We start from the raw sequence: 17,994 nt of genomic DNA, 5'->3' as shown, positions 1-17,994 counted from the left end.
GTATCGTTTAAAATACATGCTTTTTATTTAATAAAAATTTAATTATTTATCGCCAATCAAATTTAAAGCTGAACCTGCTTTGAACCATTCAATTTGTTGTTCATTGTAAGTGTGATTCACTGTTATTGATTCGGTTGTTCCATTGCTGTGATTTAAAACCAATGTTAACGGAACATTTGGTGAAAATGTGGTTAAACCAACAATATCAATAACATCATCCTCCTGAATTTTATCGTAATCATTTTTATCAGCAAAGGTTAATGCAAGCATACCTTGTTTTTTCAAATTGGTTTCGTGAATACGCGCAAACGATTTTACTAATATCGCGCGCACGCCTAAAAATCTCGGCTCCATTGCTGCGTGTTCGCGGCTTGAACCTTCACCGTAATTTTCATCACCAACTACAATACTGCCAATTCCTGCAGCTTTATAATCGCGCTGCACTTTTGGAACCGATTCATAAGCACCCGTTAATTGGTTTTTTACTGAATCTGTTTTTTCATTAAAATAATTTAATGCACCAATCAACATATTATTCGAAATATTATCCAGGTGACCACGGAATTTTAACCACGGACCAGCCATCGATATATGGTCAGTTGTACATTTACCTTTTGCTTTGATTAATAATTTTAATCCCCTTAAATCAGTGCCTTCCCATGCTTTAAATGGCGCTAATAATTGCAAACGTTTTGAATCAGTTGCCACCAAAACACTTACATTACTGCCATCAACTGCCGGTTCAATATATCCTGCATCTTCAACAGCAAATCCTTTAGTTGGTAATTCTAAACCTTTAGGTTCATCTAACATTACGGCAACACCATCTTCATTAATTAATGTATCGGTAAGCGGATTAAATGTAATTGAACCTGCAATAGCCAAAGCTGTTACAATTTCTGGTGAAGCAACAAAAGCATGGGTATTTGGATTGCCATCGTTACGTTTTGCAAAGTTTCTGTTGAAAGAAGTAATGATGGTATTTTTTCTTTCAGGATCGTTGCTATGACGCGCCCATTGTCCGATACATGGTCCGCAGGCATTCGCTAAAACCACACCGCCAATTTTTTCGAAATCAGCTAAAATACCATCGCGTTCAACGGTGTAACGAACTTGTTCACTACCCGGTGTTATCGTGAATTCTGATTTTACTTTTAATCTTTTTGCTACTGCCTGTTTAGCCAATGAAGCTGCACGATCTAAATCTTCATAACTTGAATTCGTGCATGAGCCAATTAAACCTACTTCTAATTCAGCAGGCCAGTTATTTGCAATAACCGCATCTTTTAATTTAGAAATCGGCCATGCTAAATCCGGTGTAAAAGGACCATTTACATGTGGTTCCAATTCACTCAGATTAATTTCAATTAATTGGTCAAAATAAGCAGCCGGATTTGCATAAACTTCTGCATCACCATTTAAATGTGCTGCAACAGTATCAGCCAGTGCAACAATATCTGCACGGTCGGTTGCATTTAAATATCTGCGCATGCTGTCATCGTATCCAAATACCGAAGTAGTTGCTCCAATTTCAGCACCCATATTACAAATAGTTCCTTTTCCGGTGCAGGAAATACTTTCAGCACCTTCGCCAAAATATTCCACAATAGCACCTGTTCCACCTTTTACCGTTAAAATACCGGCAACTTTCAGAATTACATCTTTCGCGCTGGTCCATCCACTCATTTTACCGGTTAATTTCACCCCAATTAATTTCGGCATTTTCAATTCCCACGGAAAACCCGCCATCACATCCACTGCATCAGCACCACCAACACCAATCGCTACCATACCTAAACCACCTGCATTTACAGTGTGACTATCGGTTCCAATCATCATACCACCCGGAAAAGCATAGTTTTCCAAAACAACCTGATGTATAATTCCCGCACCCGGCTTCCAGAAACCGATGCCGTATTTATTTGAAACCGAAGCAAGAAAATCAAATACTTCTTTGCTACTTTCTAATGCCGAAGCTAAATCCTGCTGTGCACCTACTTTCGCCTGAATTAAGTGATCGCAATGCACAGTTGAAGGCACAGCCACCTTTTTTTTGCCGGCACTCATAAATTGTAACAAAGCCATCTGAGCAGTTGCATCCTGCATCGCAACACGATCCGGACCAAAATCCACGTAATCTTCCCCGCGACTATAACTTTTTGTCGCAATACCTTCGCTCAGATGAGCATATAAAATCTTTTCAGTAAGCGTTAAAGGGCGGTTGAGAATAGCTCTTGCAGCAGCAATTTTTGAAGGATAATTAGCATAAACCTGTTTAATCATTTCAATATCGAAAGCCATATCTGAAGGTGTTTTTTGAATTCGTCTGCAAAGGTAACAAAGCTAACGCAGTTTTAGTTTAAGGTATGCAAAATTATTTTTTAGGCAGGTCTAAAATTATATCTGATAACTGCCATTTTAATTAAAAACCTGTATTTTTGATAAAACTCCACCATGAAAATAGAATCTTTAGCTGCCTATTCCACAGCTTCAAGTCTGCTTTTAGGGCTTTCCAATGCAGCAAATGCGCAAATGACTTATTTTAATATTGATCCGGATGTCTTTGTGGCTGGTGATATGGATTATCCGATTGATTTGAACCAGGATGGTGTGTCAGAAATGATGATGCATGCTTCTATGTGGTGGGCCTCGTCAGCCTTTGGAATTTTTACGGTACAAAAAATTTATTTAACAAATTATGCTGAAATCGCAACTGATAGCGGTCTGTTGCAAATGTTTGAGGGAGATGTTGTTAGCCCTGACTTGGATTTCAATGTAAATAACCAGTCATTTGTTTATTGCTATCGACATGATGGTTTGATTCATTTTTATGAAGGTACTTCGTGGGTTAATAACAACAGTTATATTGGAATGCGTTTCGAAATTGATGGTAATTCACATTATGGTTGGGTCAGATTAGGATTATATCAAGCTGATGCGTATCAACTGCCTAAGCTAATTGTTAAGGAACTTGCATTTAATTTAACACCTGATTCACCGGCACCAATAAATGTACATATTGGAACAGCACAATTTCCTGTTTTAAGTGATGCGGGAGAAACCGGAACCCCAAATGATTTGCAATTGCATTTTCAAAAAGCTGATGATGAAAGCAACATTAGTGCATATCGGGTAATTTTATTTAATTATTTTCTTGCACCATCACTTGAAGAGGCAAATGCATTAACTTCCGAACGCTATACTGAGTTGACTCCAACCGGTGCTGATATCACAATAAATTTCACTGAAGAAACTCGCGATTTATATGGTAATCCCCTGTTACCGGGCATGTATTACGAGGCTATTATCCTTTCAGTTGCTGATGGTATAATTGTATCTGAAAATGATTTATCGTATGCATCAAATAATATGGCATTTATTTATAGAGAGGCTCAGGTTGCCATGGATATTAGTATGGGTTCTGATGCTGAGATCTCTGACATATCAGGCATTTATGGAAGTTTTTATATGCCATCTACTAATCTTGCAACATTGCGCGCATATATTTCCGATAGTTGGATGGAAATCGGGGAATTATTAGCCTTAGGTTCTGAATATTATATTGAATTTTTACCTGATTCAGGTTCCAATTACGTAATGTTTACTCCGGATAAATTAATTTACAGTTCCTTAACACCCAATCTTTATGAAAAATATTATTTAAACATTGTTTCCATACCGGATAGTATCACAAATTCAATCCCAACCTATGACAATACCTTTGGATATTTTAAATATTATAACTATGAAGTAGCACCTACTGTTACAATAGTGGACTCCACAGGTACGGGAGCAGATATTCAATTGTATTTTCCAATGTTGCAAACTGAAGAAAATCTTAAATATTACCGAATTTTTATTGCTAAATCGGATGAAATTATTACAATTGACGATATTCCGGCAATTCCTTCAATAAAACGAATTGATGTTGCTCCTTCAGGATCAGATCTTGATATCAACTTAGCAGAAATTAATTATGATACAGATGGTAATAATATTCAATTTAACCAACCGTATAAAGTTTACGTGGCTTTAGTAGGTGATTTTGATTTTGCTCCGGATTTTTATTCACTTGCCGCCCCTGCTGAATTTATTTTAGAAGAACCATTAGTTGAACAAATACAGGAATCAAACCTTATAGCGGCACCTAAAATATGGGCTGATAATAATTTGATTTATATTGATGGAGCTTCAGAAGAAAATCACACGATAATTATTTTAAATGATATAGGCCAGGAAATAATCCGCAAGAATTTTTCAGGAACAAATTATGAATTATTAATTCCGGACTTACCCGAAGGTATCTATATTATTGAAATTGAAAGTGGTGTTGTTAATTATCGGCAACAGATTTATTTATTTTAAAATGAACAAAAACGTTTTAAGATGCTGTTTTGTGTTTTAGCGCAGTTTTATTAACTTTAACTTAATTTTATATCAGATGAAAAAAATGGATTTAACAATATATGCCTCCATTGCAGGCACATTTTTGCTACATTCCAAAAGTGTCGATGCTCAACTGGTATATACGGATATAGATCCGGATTTTTACAGTAATGCTAATGATATCTATCCTATTGATTTTAATGATGATGGAATTAATGATATACAATTTAATTTTTATGAATATACTAGCTATGTCTACGGCGAAAATTCAATAATTTGTTCTGTGGCTGCCCTAAACGGAGGTATTTATGAACAGGCAATAGAATCAATGGGTTTTAATATAAATGGTGACTTGTCGTTTAATTCCGATTATTGGGTGTTTTTATATGCAAATAACATTGCATTCCCAATTTATGGAGATGAATTTATAAATAATGAAGTATTTATAGGCTGTAATTTCAATGTTGACGGTCAAACTTATTATGGATGGGTGCGCCTCTGTATTAGTTCTCCGGGCAAGCTATACTCACCTGTATATTTTATTCGTGATTATGCCTATAATGCTACCCCGGGTGAAGGTGCGTTGACGACATTTTACGCAGCTTCAATTGCAGAAAACTTATTTCTGGAAGAGTTTGGCGAAACAAACACTGCCGCTGATCTATACCTGAGCTTTGGACCGGCGTGTAATCAAGAAACAGTAAGTGAATATAGAATAGTATTGACTTCCGATTATGTCACTACTTTACCACTTGATTCAATAGATAGTTTAGACGAAGATCAATTTATAAGTATACTGCCAAATACAGTATACGATAATATAAATTTATCAGGCATACTTCGCGATTTTGAAGGTAATATTATTACCGGTGGAATTAATTACAAAGCGTTTATTTTTTCCATTAATGATGGTATACTGGTAACACAAAATTCTGTTTCAGTTGGTTCAAATCCCGAATATCTGAATCAAAACGCAGCACCAACTCCTTCTATCAGTTTAGATTACTTTCCGGGTGATGAGGGAACAATTACTGATTTTAATGTAACTTTTAATTATGATGAAGATACAGTAGGTATTGGTGGAATTAAATTAGTTGTTTCACCGTATGATTATCTTGATTTAGAAGATCTGCTTGGTTTGGAAGATGTATATTACCATGATGTAACGCTTGAGGATTATAATCAGTATAATTTTACCCTACCTGCTGATTTTTATATTTATCCCGACATAACGCCTGTATTTTTTGAACAATATTATCTTTACGTTTTAACCTATCCAGATTCTACAAACACCTCATTTATTTCTTCTAAGGTAAATCAGGCAGCGGATCTTTTTTATGCACCCTATTTTCATCTAACCCCAATTATTTATGATAATTACATTTCAAATGATTCAATAGATTTGATAGTTGACTTTCCATCTGTTTACTTTGAAGATTATTTGAAATCATATAATATATTTATTGCACCTGCATCTGAAACTATTGATGCCCATAACTTAACTAATGATCTCGGGGCTTCTAAGGTGTCAGTTACTCCTGATGGAAATGCTTTACATGTTACCTTGCCGGCACACTTGGAAGATTATCATTCAAATCCACTTATTACCGACTCAAGTTATGTTTGTTATGTGGCGATGAGAAAGGATTCACCATATGCCTATTATATTTTATCTGACCGCTCTGAGCAATTTACAGTTGCAAATACACCCACTCCCATTGATTCTGTATCAGAAATTTCGTTTGATATTTTAGAAAACAGTATTATAATATATGGAGTCGATTCAACAAATAATAATGTAATTATTACCAACATAACAGGTGAATTAGTTTATAAAGCACAATTAACAGATGCCGTAACAGAAATTGATATCAATACTTATGCACCCGGAATTTATTTGATTTGTATTTTTACAAAAGAAAAAACAATCACCAAAAAGTTTTTTCACAAATAAATTGGTCATTGATGTAATCTCGATATCCAAAATAATCTTGTTAAGATTAAGTGTTCAGAATTTGAAATAATTAATAAACGTTAACAATACATTCTTCTCCCAATCCCTTAATTTTACACCACATTTTATCACTTGACGCTAAAAGAAAATATCAGTCTGGCCCTGCGTGCTATCCGTGCTAACCGCTTGCGAAGCATAATAACCATTACAATCATCGCAATTGGGTTGATGGCACTAATCGGCATACTGACGGCTATTGATGCACTGGAGGGCTCTATAAACTCAAATTTTGCCACTTTGGGCGCAAATTCCTTCTCCATCCGGAACTTTAATGAGATTTCCGATGGTAATGAAAAGCCGAAACCGGCAATCAGCTACAAGGAAGCGACAAACTTTAAAAACGATTTTCAATATCAGGGTAGTTATGTTTCTATTTCCAGCGTGTTTATCCGCGGCTCCGCTATTGTTAAGCAGGCTGAAAAAAAGACCAACCCCAATGTGGATGTTATAGGGGTAGATGAAAACTTTATTACCATTGGCGGTTATACGATTAGCTCCGGCCGCGGCTTTTCAGGAACAGAACTCGAAAGCGCTTCCCGCGTTGTAGTACTTGGCAGTGATGTCGCAAAAAAAATATTTACCGAAAAAGATAATCCTATCGATAAAGGTATTTCTATTAATAACCAGTATTTCCGTGTTATCGGTATTCTCGAAGCAAAAGGCAGCAGTTTTATGCAGTCGGATACGAGGGTGTTAATTCCGCTCACTACTGCAAGAAGTGTGTTTCCTCAGCCCGGTATCGATTCATACGTAATTTCTGTGGGCGTAAATAATCCTACAGATATGGAACCGGCAATTGGAGATGCAACAGGACTTATGCGCCAGGTACGTAAACTGAAGTTAGGAGAGGCGGATGATTTTACCATCTCCAAAAGTGATAGCGTAGTAAATGTAATGCTCGATAATTTAAAATATGTTGCCTTTGGTGCCATGTTTATCGGATTTATCACCCTGATTGGTGCTGCCATCGGACTGATGAATATTATGCTCGTTCAGGTAAACGAACGCACCCGCGAAATTGGTGTAAGTATGGCAATTGGCGCAAACAGGGCTACCATTCGAAGTCAGTTCCTTATTGAAAGTATCGTAATTTGTATCATTGGTGGTATCTGCGGAATTATACTTGGAATTGTAATCGGAAACCTCGTTGCACTGGCACTTAGCGCCAAATTTATCCTTCCCTGGATTTGGATTTTTGTTGGTTTAACCGTTTGTGTTATCACAGGTGTTGCAGCGGGATATATGCCTGCTCGTCGCGCCTCACGCCTCGACCCAATTGAAGCCCTCCGTTACGAATAATTTTTTGCTTCGCTAAATAATTAGCACACTTCACCCGCAATTTGAGTTGTTTCAGGTAAACCCGTTTTTATTCACAAAAAACGAAATCTACCTTTATTTCATAAAATCACTCAAAATGAAAACCCGACAACAACAACTCCTGCAATATGCTGCACTTTCATCGGCATTTTTAATTGCAAATAATACCAACGCCCAGGTTGAGTATCACGAATTTGATCCGTATTTACCACTTACTAATGCGCATGATGTATTTATTGATGTGGATGATGATGGGGTAAATGATTTTTCCTTTTATTTTGCGAAGGACTGGGTAAATAGTTCTTCTTCTTATAATGGCGATGTATTTCAATTTCGGGCTACTCAAAATGCAGAAAATGAAGTAATGGTGATTACTATGCCATCTGTTGAATTTTATTCCTCATCGATGATGTTATATTGCTCCTTACCTGAAGCATTGGGTGTAATGCAATTAGAAGAAAATACCGTTATAGATATGTTTGCCGATTGGGGTAAAGCAGATATTATGGCTCAGGTTGATCAGTGTGGTTTTTATGGAGGCTTAGGTGAGCAGGGCGATTGGCAGTTAACCGGTGGCACACGTGATTATTTTGTGGGATTTAGAATTAATACGCCAATAGCTCAATACGGATGGATGCGTCTACGCCATAATGATATTGGTGAGGTAGATTTTGTAAAAGATTTTTATTTAAATGAAACGGCAGGTCCGGGATTAGTTACGCCCGATTTATTTAATCATATTGCACCGGCTCCTGATAATTTAAATTTATTTTATAACGCTGAAGGAAAATTAACACTCACCTTTGATGCAGCTATACATGAAGATAGTTTGGAAGAATATCGTGTGATACTGCGCAATACAATGTTTACTTCCGAATTTACCGCAACTAAATGTGAAATTACACTTCCGGAAAATTATATTGCAGTACCTAAAACCGGTATTTCAAATTATACCGTTGATTTATCTGATTTAACCACCGATTGGGTGGGCGGTGTTTTAGAAGAAGGTGATGGAATGGTAGCATACGTTTACGGCAAATTTGATTATCCGGTAACACTGTTAAACGGATTGTCACCCGTATCAAATGAACTTGAAAAACATGCATTGGAAATTGCAGTGATGGGAGATGAAAATAACCACTATCAGGTATGGCAGTACGATAATATGTTACATATTAAATCAACAAATTCAAACATTCAACAAATTATTATTACAGATATACTTGGCCGAATTGTTTTTAATGAAACAACAGATTTAATTCAAAATGAAATAAATATTCCTTATCAATTTAATGAAGGTATTTATATCATTTCACTATTAACATCAGATGGAATTGTAAGTAATCAAATTAAATTATAATACCATGCCAAAAGATCTTCAATCGCAGTTAATGCAATACAGTTTGATGGCAAGTGCAATAGGTGTAACAAACAATTTAAATGCTCAGGTTATTTATACGGATATAGAACCTGATATTTTATTATACCAATATGTAAATGAAGCGGAAGGTTGGGGTTATGTTGATTTAAATGATGATGATATTATTGATGTTGGTGTGTTATTTGAAGTGGGGTATAATTGCGGGTATTGTCCATATTGGTTCGATTTTAGGGTGAATGTCAATTTGCCAAACGAAGCTGCTGTTGCTTTTGATGGTCCTTGTGTTTTATCTACAGCTTACAGTGATGGCACTTGTTATGTTCCAGGAAAATGGTTAACCAATTTTTTAGTAGAAGGGCAGGAGGTTAATCCTGAAGCAGAATTTTTAAATGATGCACCCGAGTTGTATGATTTTAGTTGTGGTATGTATGGTGATCGATGTATTCAGGGATTTTTCAGAGGTGATTATGGCTCAATTGATGATCAATTTATTGCTGTCAGAATGATTGAGGAGGACACTAATTATTGTTGGATTCGTTTGCGATGGGAGGGAGAGGCACTGTATCTGAAAGATTATTCCTGCAATTTAAATCCGGGTGAAGGCTTAATTATTGATATTCCTGAACCAATTATATTGAGCGTTGAAAATGAACTTTGGCAGGCGTCGATAATTACAACGAATAATGGTATTCAAATACAATCGAGTATGATTCCTGTAAATGGAATTATTCAACTGGTAGATATGAATGGCCGTATTGTATTTACCTCAACCTGGGATCAAAAAAATGCTATTATTGAACCTGATGTTAGTCAGGGCTTGTATATCATCATATTGCAAGACGCAACAAATCATTATTCGCAACAAATTGCAATAACGTATTAAAAAACAAAACCCTCACAAAATAAATTGTGAGGGCTTTTACTATATATTCTCCAACCTTTTATGCTTATCCTTCGATAACTTCAAAGTTTACCGGAATGTTGTGGTCTTTATCTAACGCAATGTGCGCAGTAAAGTTGCCTAAAGTTTTAACTTCTTCAGGAAGAACAATTTTCTTTCTGTCAACAACTAATCCGATTTGTTTTTTGATTGCTTCAGCTAACTGAACGTTTGTGATAGAACCAAAAATTTTATCGCTTGCACCTACTTTAGCACCCACTTTAATGGTGTTTGCTTGCAGTTGAGCGGTAACTTCCTGGATTTTTTCGAGTAATTTACGCTCACGCGCAACTTCACCCTTTTGGCGTTCAACCATCATTTTACGATTACCTACATTGGCAATTACAGCTAACCCCCTTGGAATTAAGTAATTGCGGCCATAACCATCACGTACTTTTACAAGTTCGTTGGCATCGCCTAAATTGTCTACGTCTTTAATTAATATTACTTCCATAGCTCAATTATTTTAAAAGGTCAGTTACGTAAGGTAAAATAGCAATCTGTCTGCCGCGTTTAATAGCCTGAGCTACTTTGCGCTGATATTTCAGACTGTTACCTGTTAAGCGACGAGGTAAAATTTTACCTTGTTCGTTAACAAATTTCAATAAGAACTCAGGATTCTTGTAATCGATATACTTAATTCCGCTTTTTTTGAAACGGCAGTATTTCTTGCGCATCATCCCTAATTTGGGCGCTGCGAGGTATCTGATGTTTTTTCCACCTGCCATATTAAGCCTCCTCAGTTGCTTTGGTTAACTTATCTTGTGAATTAGCGCCCGCTTTGGCTTTGCGTCCAATTTCACCGCGGCGCTTGCGTTCGTTATAGTCGATGGAATACTTGTCTAAGCGAATGGTTACAAAGCGTAATACATTCTCATCACGGTTAAACTGGATATCCAATTTACCATTGATGTCACTTGGGCCCTTGTACTCAAGCACATAATAAATACCTGTGCTTTTTTTCTTGATTTTGTAAGCTAACTGCTTAAGGCCCCAGTGTTCTTCGGCAACTACTTCACCTCCGTTCGAACGAAGGAAGTCCTTGTAGGCTTCCTCGGTCCTCTTCACGTCGTCATCTGAGAGGACAGGAGTGAAAATGATGACTGTTTCGTACTGGTTCATTTTTTTTGTTTGTTTTTAGAAAATGGACTGCAAAGATAGCCTTTTTTCTTCAAGATTTCCAAAATTTCCAATATTTGACATTAAACCAATCCTTACATTTGTAGTCAAATCGCCAAAATCATATCAATTATGAAGCAATTACTGTTTAAAACCACCATCATCTGCTGCGTTGCCATTGCAACACTGGCCGGATGTAAAAAAGAAATTGCTGACACTGACACTACCATTGCTTTGGACAATTCGATTGCCGACGGCGCCTTTCAGGACATGATGGGCGTTGTTAGTCAGCAGGCTGCTGCCGGCGGCTTGTTCCGGTTAAACTCCGGCACCGATGAAGCCAAAATTCTGGACGATTGCCCTACAACCACCTTTAGTGAAACAATCGGCGTTTTTCCGAACACGATGACCCTCGATTTCGGCGCTTCCTGCGTTGGATACATGGGCGTTGAACGTTCAGGTAAAATTATCGCCACTTTCACAGGCCCTTACAGCACTGAAGGCACAACCATTACCATTACAACCGATAACTATTACGTTAACGGCAGTAAGGTTGAAGGCACCAAAACCATTGTGAATGAAGGTTTAAACGCATCAGACAACCCGGTTTTCAGTATTACTGTAGCCGATGGGCTCATTACCCTCGCATCAGGCGAAACCATTTCCTGGAACAGCACCCGCACCCGCGAATGGCAGGAAGGGGATGAAACCCTCGAAATTGAAGACGACGTTTATGCCATCAGCGATGGGGCAGGAGCCGATTTTTCAGTAACCGGCATCAACCGAAATGGCGTTGCCTTCACAGCACACATTGCCGAACCCCTCATTAAACGCCTCGATTGCCGCTATATCACAGCAGGTATTTTGGAAGTAACTCCTGATGACATGCTTACCCGCGAACTCGACTTCGGTTCCGGCGATTGTGATAATAAAGCAACCCTTACAGTAGGTGAATTTTCTACTGAAATTACCCTCTTGTATTAATTAATTGAAGTAAAAATAATTTCCGAGACTGTCATGTATGGCAGTCTCTTTTTTTTATACCGCAAAATTAATCAGCGTCCCGCTGGCGGGTATCATCACCTACACACTTTAAAAAATCAGCCCAAATCCATCCAAATCCGCGACCCGCTTGCCGGGTTCCGCGTTCCCTTTTTCACACCACCCAAAAAATCAGCGAGTATCTCCCACAAACACCCTATAAAAAATCAGTTTAAATCAATTAAAAATCCGCGACCCGCCAGTCGGGTTCCGCGTTCCCTTTTCACACACCACCCAAAAAATCAGCGAGTATCTCCCACAAACACCCTATAAAAAATCAGTTTAAATCAATTAAAAATCCGCGACCCGCCAGTCGGGTTCCGCGTTCCCTTTTCACACACCACCCAAAAAATCAGCGAGTATCTCCCACAAACACCCTATAAAAAATCAGTTTAAATCAATTAAAAATCCGCGACCCGCCAGTCGGGTTCCGCGTTCCCTTTTCACACACCACCTAAAAAATCAGCATCCCACATGCGGGAATCCTACATACATTCATCAAAAAAATCCGTCCCCATCCCTTTCCGCTTTAGCGGCCCATCCATCCCCCCAAAAAAATCCGTCCCATATCCGTTCAATCCGTTTAATCCGTGTTCCTTTTCACACGCCATCCAAAAAATCAGCGCGTATCTCCCACAAACACCCTATAAAAAATCAGTTTAAATCAATTAAAAATCAGCGACCCGCAAGCTGGATTCCGCGTTCCCTTTTTAAAACCATTCTTACAAACTACCGAAAACAAAAAAACCTCCCGAAGGAGGTTTCTCAATTATATTTTTAACTTATCAATTAATTAGCACACTTAATTACAGTTTCTAATTCTTTAATCAATGCATTTTCCGGATCCAATGTTTTTGCTTTAACTAAATAAACACAGGCATCGGTATTATTATCAATTGAGTTGTAATATACACAGCAGTATAAATATGCATCAACTAAATTCTTTTTATTTTTTTCCATATCCTTTTCTGCCAGTTCAATGTATTTCAGGTAATACGGTAACGCGCCACCTTTTACATCACTTCCTTCAATACGCACCTGTGTTTTTGCACGTTGCAAATATCCGTCAGGTGAATTGGGTTGCATAATAATAAAGTTGGCATAAGTGGTATCTGCATTTACAAAGTCACCAATTAAAAAATATGAGCGACCGAGAAAATAAACATCCAGCGGACCTTCATCATATTTGGCAATTAATGAATCATACATAATTATGGCTTCAGGATATTTTTTGGTGTTGTATAAATATTTAGCATATTCAGAGTACAATTCCAAAGATGAAGTTGTATCATTCATTACTGCAAGGTTGTAATAAAACATAGCCTTTGCAGTGTCTTTTGCTTCAACAGCTAACCGTGCAGAATAAGGATAGTCTAACGCAATTACTTTTTTATCCTGAATATTCCAGAATGTTTGTGATGCATTATAACCATCATTAAATAATTCGGTAGATTTTGCAGGGTCAATTTTGCGTAATGAATCACCCAAATCGAAATCGGCAAAATATTTAATTCTCCATGCCACAAAATTATTTGGCTCTTCAGCTACTATACTGTTACTTTCAGCAATTGCGCCTTCAAAATCACCAATCTGATATAAAGTAATTGCAGGTACTAAACGGGCAGCTTTATCTTCCGCATTTAATTCGCTGTATTTGTCGAAACAAGCTTTTACTTTAGTATACTGACGGTCAAGATAATATTCTTCACCTAATTCTTTCCAGGCAATAGCAATAGTAGGGTCTAGAGCAACAGTTTTTTCATAAGCTTCAATCGCTTCTTTATGTTTACCTGTTTTAGAGTGAATACGTGCAATACGTAAATGTGTAGCCGCAATATTATTATTTAACGTTCTGGCTTGTTCGTATTTAGTCATGGCTTTACTTGGGTCGCCTGAAGCTAAATAAGCATCACCATATGCTAATAAATTAATAACTAATGCCGGGTCAGTGCTATAGGCAATTTCGAAATAACGAATGGCTTCTGCATTATTAATATTTAAATACGCATCCCCAATCTGATAAAATATTTCAGCACTTTTCGATTTACTTACTTTAACGGCATCATCAAAATGTTCTTTTGCTTCAGCTTCGTTTTTATTAAGTAAACTTAATTTACCCATAGCTACATAAATGAGTGCATTTTTGTTCTCAATTATTTCGCTTGCTTTTTTGTAATAAATTTTTGCAGAGTCGATATTGCCGGTTAATGTATACACATTACCCAGATAATAATTCGATTCAACAGTTGGAGCAGTTTTATTTATACCAACCAGAATTTTTTTCGCTTTGAAATAAAATTCCGCTTCAATGGCCTTTTTTGCATCCTGGATGGTTTGAGCCTGGATGGCGCTGGTAATTAAAAATAAAACGATAAATGTTTTAATGCTCTTCATTTTAGGTTTTTATTTATTTTTAGTCTATAACTTGTATTTGCCGCTCGGTCATCTTCTCAGGAATCAATCCTGCCTTCAACATGATCCTTGAGGCCTTACTTCTATATAAGAAGTTGACAAAACCCGTGCCTAATAATTCGGACGTGTTTCCTTTAATAACGGTAACATTCCGCAAAAGTGGATATTTATTGGTTGCTAGCGTTGATTGTGACAAATCTGTAACAATTGCAGCACCGTTTGTATCAGCTTTGGAAACCGCCAAAATTTTGTTCGTTTTGAGTAATGCTGCCACAGCAGGGTCGTCGGTATCACTTAATTCGGCAAACGACATAAATCCTATTGCTTTAGGATTTGCTGCTATATAGGCTACTAATGTATCAGTATTATCCAGTGAAAATAAATTAGTAAAATTGTTATTCTGATAGCCTAATAATTGGGCAATCATATCGGTGTTTTGTTTATTAAATACAAAACTGGTTTCGCTATAAATTCCACGGTAACCCTGCGCACGACTTTTTATAAATTCATCTATATTAAAAATGCTGTCGGTGTTATTTATGGAAGTAATTACCGCAATTGCTTCTTTGCCAATTACATATTGTTTCGGAACAAGTTCATTCACTTTCGAAATGGCATCAATTTCTTGTTTGGTGAGGGTTCGGCCGGTAATTACCATTCTTGTTTTATCGTTGAGCATGGCAGTTAGCAGCTCGGCATCGCTGGTGTAGGTAGGGATAATATCAGAACCCGGATAAACATTTTCGTACGACTGAATTAATTCATCTACCAAAACACGATAACTTTCATCAGCATAAATGTTGAGTGTGCCTTTGTTCATATATTCAACATCAGGGTCAAATGATTTTTTGCTGCTGCAACCGGAATTAATTGCAACACTCATTATTAAACAGCAAACCCAAAATATTTTACTCCGTTTCATCTTCCTGTTCGTCAAACGACGATGTTTTTATTTCTTTATAATCGCTAATAGCCCGGTATAAGCGGTAAATGCCATAAACTATCAATAGGGCACCCAGTGCTCTGGTTAACGGGAGTGTAATTCCACTATACAAATCCATCACAGCTCCGGGATACAGCAAAACTAAGCCACCCATAGTTATATACATAACCGAAGCAAATAACTTCAGCAGTGTAAGCGGGTGGTTAAAAATGGTATTTCGCATTTGGCATTAAAAATAAAACCATCTTTGGAATTAACCGCAGATGGTTTTATAATAAAATTAGGAAGTAATTATTGATTCAATGTAAACTTAACCGGTACGGTATACCAAACAGCTGCCGGTTTACCATTTTGTTTGCCCGGTGTCCATGGTTTCATCTCTTTAACCACACGTAAAGCTTCATCATCGCAACCTGCTCCGATTCCGCGAACTACGAATGCCTGACTGATGGCACCTTTTTCGTCCACAACAAATTTAATATATACTGTTCCTTCAATGTTATTGTCTTTTGCCATACGTGGGTACTTAATATTGTTACCCAGGTATTCGTAAAGGGCTTTAGTTCCACCCGGATATTCCGGCATTTGTTCGAGGAAATCGTAAACTTTTTTCTCAACAACTACAGGTGTTTCAACCACTTTAGGTGCTGCTTCGATCACAATATCCGCATCTTCATCACCTTCCTGGTCAACAACTGAGATGTCTTTGTTGATTTCTGTAACGTCAACTACTTCTTCTTCAGCAACTTCCTCATCTTTTTTCACAACCATTTCAACGAATTTAACCGTTGGGCGAACCGGTGGTGGTGGTGGTGGCGGAGGTGGTGGAGGTGGAGCATTTTCATCCAGCGGAGGTGGTTCTGTTAAGGTAACTACACGCTCAATACTCAAATCTTCACCCTTTTTGGTTAAAAATCCAAAGTCGATATAGGTAAAACTGGTAAGCAAAACACTTACAATACCCATCAACACAAGGGCTCTAATGGTATTTTTTTGAGTAAGTTGTCTCAAAAAGAACGCGCCATAGGACTTATTCCGATTGTCGAAAACAATCTCGTCCATGGTTTGATTCAAATACTTTTTATTATCTTCCATCATATCGGATAATTTATTATTCAGATGCTCAAGGAATTAAAATTCCATAAAACATACTGTAAATTTATTCAATTACTGCATCTGGTCCTAAATCCAGGCGGCCGCCATTGGCAATTGCTTCTTTTTCAAGGTCAGCAATATCCTGAATAGCATAGGTTTTAGTGCTTGTAATGTCCATTTCATCCAGAATGTCAACCATATTTTTATAGGAAGCGCCTTCTGTCATTTTAATGATTACAATCATTTTTTCCGGGTCACCGAATTGTTTAGCCACCGCTTTTTGCTTTTTGTAAAGCACTTCTCTGATACCTTCCGGTGAATAGTTGGTTGTTTGCATATCATACACCACCTGACCTTCATAATACCAGATTTTATCGTCCTTATCGAGGAGCAGATTCATAACCTGAGATGCTTTAACATCGGTTTTAATCTGATCATCTTTTTTAGGCATATTTAATTGCATGGCCACAGGCTTGTTCAGCGTTGTAGTCAGCATGAAAAAGGAAATCAGCAGGAACGCAAGGTCAACCATCGGCGTAAAGTCAACGCGGGTCGACATCTTTTTAGAGCGAACCTTGCCTTTGCCGTGCTTACTGTGACTCCCTTTCTCGGGGGTTTGTATATCAGCCATTGCTTGATTTCTTTATTTCGCCGGCGGTGCAGCTTCTGCAGCAGGTGCAGAAACAGGGCCTTCCAGTGAAGTGATTAAATTAAATGTATGAATGTTAACAGGTTCTTCAGTCAATATCTTAATAACATCCTGAACAGCTTTTACGTTCGTGGTTTTATCGCCTTTTATGGCAACACGAATGTCTTCGCGGTCGGTAGCCCCTGATTCCTGCTTGTCAAGCCTGTCGGCCCAGCGTGCAGACTGAATCCAGTCGCGCAACTGATTATTGGCAGAATCGATAGGAACACCCGAAAAATCCTTTAGCGAACCCAGATCGGCAGCAGGTATATCTAATATTTGCGGTAACTGGTTAATGTCGTAACCATAAACCGGTAAATTGATAAAATTAGCTATCTGCTTGTCAGTGAGGGTTTTAAGCGAAGGATATGTTTCAGCATATCGTTGTTTCAGATTTTGTAAGGTGGCTACTTTCACTTTCGGATTTTCTACCGAAAAATAAACTAATCCTTCCTTGTCAATCGAAATAACCATCATATTATCCGGAACAGCAATTTCCGATTCCGAAGCAGGCATGTCTATAACAACAGGCTGTGCCGGGCGGAATTTCGCTGTTAGAATGAAGAACGTCAACAGCAAGAACGACACGTCAGTCATGGCGGTCATATCTACAATTGTGCTACTGCGTTTTACTTTTATTTTAGGCATCGTTAATACG

Annotated in this window: 16 protein-coding genes; 6 read left to right on the top strand and 10 right to left on the bottom strand. The window is 37.6% G+C overall.

All coding sequences use genetic code 11. The annotated features are described in order from the left end of the window. Positions 1-42: 42 nt before the first annotated feature. A complete protein-coding gene (locus tag IPI65_00895; protein ID MBK7440118.1) occupies positions 43-2,301 on the bottom strand; it encodes an aconitate hydratase in 2,259 nt (752 codons plus the stop codon). Between the two features lie 153 nt (positions 2,302-2,454). On the opposite strand from IPI65_00895, the gene IPI65_00890 reads away from it, so the two are divergent. From IPI65_00890 to IPI65_00870, 5 genes are all read left to right on the top strand, one after another. Next, positions 2,455-4,365 carry a hypothetical protein gene (locus IPI65_00890; protein ID MBK7440117.1) on the top strand — a complete coding sequence of 637 codons (1,911 nt, stop codon included), beginning with the start codon at positions 2,455-2,457 and terminating at the stop codon, positions 4,363-4,365. A gap of 85 nt (positions 4,366-4,450) precedes the next feature. Continuing rightward, positions 4,451-6,340, top strand: coding sequence for a T9SS type A sorting domain-containing protein (locus IPI65_00885; GenBank protein ID MBK7440116.1), 1,890 nt, complete (start codon positions 4,451-4,453; stop codon positions 6,338-6,340). A 132-nt stretch (positions 6,341-6,472) separates the two neighbouring features. Beyond that, positions 6,473-7,699, top strand: coding sequence for an ABC transporter permease (locus IPI65_00880; GenBank protein ID MBK7440115.1), 1,227 nt, complete (start codon positions 6,473-6,475; stop codon positions 7,697-7,699). 115 nt (positions 7,700-7,814) lie between these two features. Further along, the gene (locus IPI65_00875) at positions 7,815-9,077 is read left to right on the top strand and encodes a T9SS type A sorting domain-containing protein (protein ID MBK7440114.1); all 1,263 of its coding nucleotides are present in this window, start codon (positions 7,815-7,817) and stop codon (positions 9,075-9,077) included. A 4-nt stretch (positions 9,078-9,081) separates the two neighbouring features. After that, positions 9,082-9,981, top strand: coding sequence for a T9SS type A sorting domain-containing protein (locus IPI65_00870; protein ID MBK7440113.1), 900 nt, complete (start codon positions 9,082-9,084; stop codon positions 9,979-9,981). A gap of 64 nt (positions 9,982-10,045) precedes the next feature. Here the strand turns inward: IPI65_00870 and rplI are convergent, their stop codons facing one another. Genes rplI through rpsF form a run of 3 tightly spaced genes read right to left on the bottom strand, consistent with a single transcriptional unit; the run spans position 10,046 to position 11,160 of the window. Next, the gene (gene rplI, locus IPI65_00865) at positions 10,046-10,492 is read right to left on the bottom strand and encodes a 50S ribosomal protein L9 (protein MBK7440112.1); all 447 of its coding nucleotides are present in this window, start codon (positions 10,490-10,492) and stop codon (positions 10,046-10,048) included. Positions 10,493-10,499: 7 nt separating this feature from the next. Further along, positions 10,500-10,766, bottom strand: coding sequence for a 30S ribosomal protein S18 (locus tag IPI65_00860; protein MBK7440111.1), 267 nt, complete (start codon positions 10,764-10,766; stop codon positions 10,500-10,502). Between the two features lies 1 nt (position 10,767). Next, complete coding sequence (gene rpsF, locus IPI65_00855) at positions 10,768-11,160, bottom strand: 30S ribosomal protein S6 (protein MBK7440110.1); 393 nt, start codon at positions 11,158-11,160, stop codon at positions 10,768-10,770. Positions 11,161-11,289: 129 nt separating this feature from the next. Between rpsF and IPI65_00850 the strand changes: the two genes are divergently transcribed. After that, positions 11,290-12,141, top strand: coding sequence for a hypothetical protein (locus IPI65_00850; protein MBK7440109.1), 852 nt, complete (start codon positions 11,290-11,292; stop codon positions 12,139-12,141). Between the two features lie 846 nt (positions 12,142-12,987). Here IPI65_00850 and IPI65_00845 read toward each other — a convergent pair. The 6 genes from IPI65_00845 to IPI65_00820 all read right to left on the bottom strand — a co-directional run bounded on the left by IPI65_00845 (position 12,988) and on the right by IPI65_00820 (position 17,984). Beyond that, on the bottom strand, positions 12,988-14,592 hold the full coding sequence (locus tag IPI65_00845; protein ID MBK7440108.1) for a tetratricopeptide repeat protein: 1,605 nt from the start codon (positions 14,590-14,592) through the stop codon (positions 12,988-12,990). Positions 14,593-14,611: 19 nt separating this feature from the next. Further along, complete coding sequence (locus IPI65_00840) at positions 14,612-15,493, bottom strand: substrate-binding domain-containing protein (GenBank protein MBK7440107.1); 882 nt, start codon at positions 15,491-15,493, stop codon at positions 14,612-14,614. A gap of 25 nt (positions 15,494-15,518) precedes the next feature. After that, positions 15,519-15,707, bottom strand: coding sequence for a C4-dicarboxylate ABC transporter (locus tag IPI65_00835; GenBank protein ID MBK7440106.1), 189 nt, complete (start codon positions 15,705-15,707; stop codon positions 15,519-15,521). 137 nt (positions 15,708-15,844) lie between these two features. After that, positions 15,845-16,651 (bottom strand): energy transducer TonB, encoded by an 807-nt coding sequence (locus tag IPI65_00830; GenBank protein MBK7440105.1) that lies wholly within the window; start codon positions 16,649-16,651, stop codon positions 15,845-15,847. 61 nt (positions 16,652-16,712) lie between these two features. Continuing rightward, a complete protein-coding gene (locus IPI65_00825; protein MBK7440104.1) occupies positions 16,713-17,279 on the bottom strand; it encodes a biopolymer transporter ExbD in 567 nt (188 codons plus the stop codon). Between the two features lie 12 nt (positions 17,280-17,291). Beyond that, on the bottom strand, positions 17,292-17,984 hold the full coding sequence (locus IPI65_00820; protein MBK7440103.1) for a biopolymer transporter ExbD: 693 nt from the start codon (positions 17,982-17,984) through the stop codon (positions 17,292-17,294). Positions 17,985-17,994 lie beyond the last annotated feature (10 nt).

Source organism: Bacteroidota bacterium (assembly GCA_016706255.1).
GTDB lineage: Bacteria > Bacteroidota > Bacteroidia > Chitinophagales > BACL12 > UBA7236.
The sequence above is the reverse complement of the archived record's forward strand: the minus strand, read 5'-3'. Positions and strand labels throughout refer to the sequence as shown.

Excerpts from the sequence above, each read along its gene's own strand:
- IPI65_00885 (MBK7440116.1), top strand. The coding sequence starts at position 4,451 with ATGGATTTAACAATATATGCCTCCATTGCAGGCACATTTTTGCTACAT.
- IPI65_00890 (MBK7440117.1), top strand. The coding sequence starts at position 2,455 with ATGAAAATAGAATCTTTAGCTGCCTATTCCACAGCTTCAAGTCTGCTT.
- IPI65_00895 (MBK7440118.1), bottom strand. The coding sequence starts at position 2,301 with ATGGCTTTCGATATTGAAATGATTAAACAGGTTTATGCTAATTATCCT.
- IPI65_00835 (MBK7440106.1), bottom strand. The coding sequence starts at position 15,707 with ATGGGTGGCTTAGTTTTGCTGTATCCCGGAGCTGTGATGGATTTGTAT.
- IPI65_00830 (MBK7440105.1), bottom strand. The coding sequence starts at position 16,651 with ATGATGGAAGATAATAAAAAGTATTTGAATCAAACCATGGACGAGATT.
- IPI65_00825 (MBK7440104.1), bottom strand. The coding sequence starts at position 17,279 with ATGGCTGATATACAAACCCCCGAGAAAGGGAGTCACAGTAAGCACGGC.
- IPI65_00870 (MBK7440113.1), top strand. The coding sequence starts at position 9,082 with ATGCCAAAAGATCTTCAATCGCAGTTAATGCAATACAGTTTGATGGCA.
- IPI65_00875 (MBK7440114.1), top strand. The coding sequence starts at position 7,815 with ATGAAAACCCGACAACAACAACTCCTGCAATATGCTGCACTTTCATCG.
- IPI65_00860 (MBK7440111.1), bottom strand. The coding sequence starts at position 10,766 with ATGGCAGGTGGAAAAAACATCAGATACCTCGCAGCGCCCAAATTAGGG.
- rplI (MBK7440112.1), bottom strand. The coding sequence starts at position 10,492 with ATGGAAGTAATATTAATTAAAGACGTAGACAATTTAGGCGATGCCAAC.
- rpsF (MBK7440110.1), bottom strand. The coding sequence starts at position 11,160 with ATGAACCAGTACGAAACAGTCATCATTTTCACTCCTGTCCTCTCAGAT.
- IPI65_00820 (MBK7440103.1), bottom strand. The coding sequence starts at position 17,984 with ATGCCTAAAATAAAAGTAAAACGCAGTAGCACAATTGTAGATATGACC.
- IPI65_00850 (MBK7440109.1), top strand. The coding sequence starts at position 11,290 with ATGAAGCAATTACTGTTTAAAACCACCATCATCTGCTGCGTTGCCATT.
- IPI65_00845 (MBK7440108.1), bottom strand. The coding sequence starts at position 14,592 with ATGAAGAGCATTAAAACATTTATCGTTTTATTTTTAATTACCAGCGCC.
- IPI65_00840 (MBK7440107.1), bottom strand. The coding sequence starts at position 15,493 with ATGAGTGTTGCAATTAATTCCGGTTGCAGCAGCAAAAAATCATTTGAC.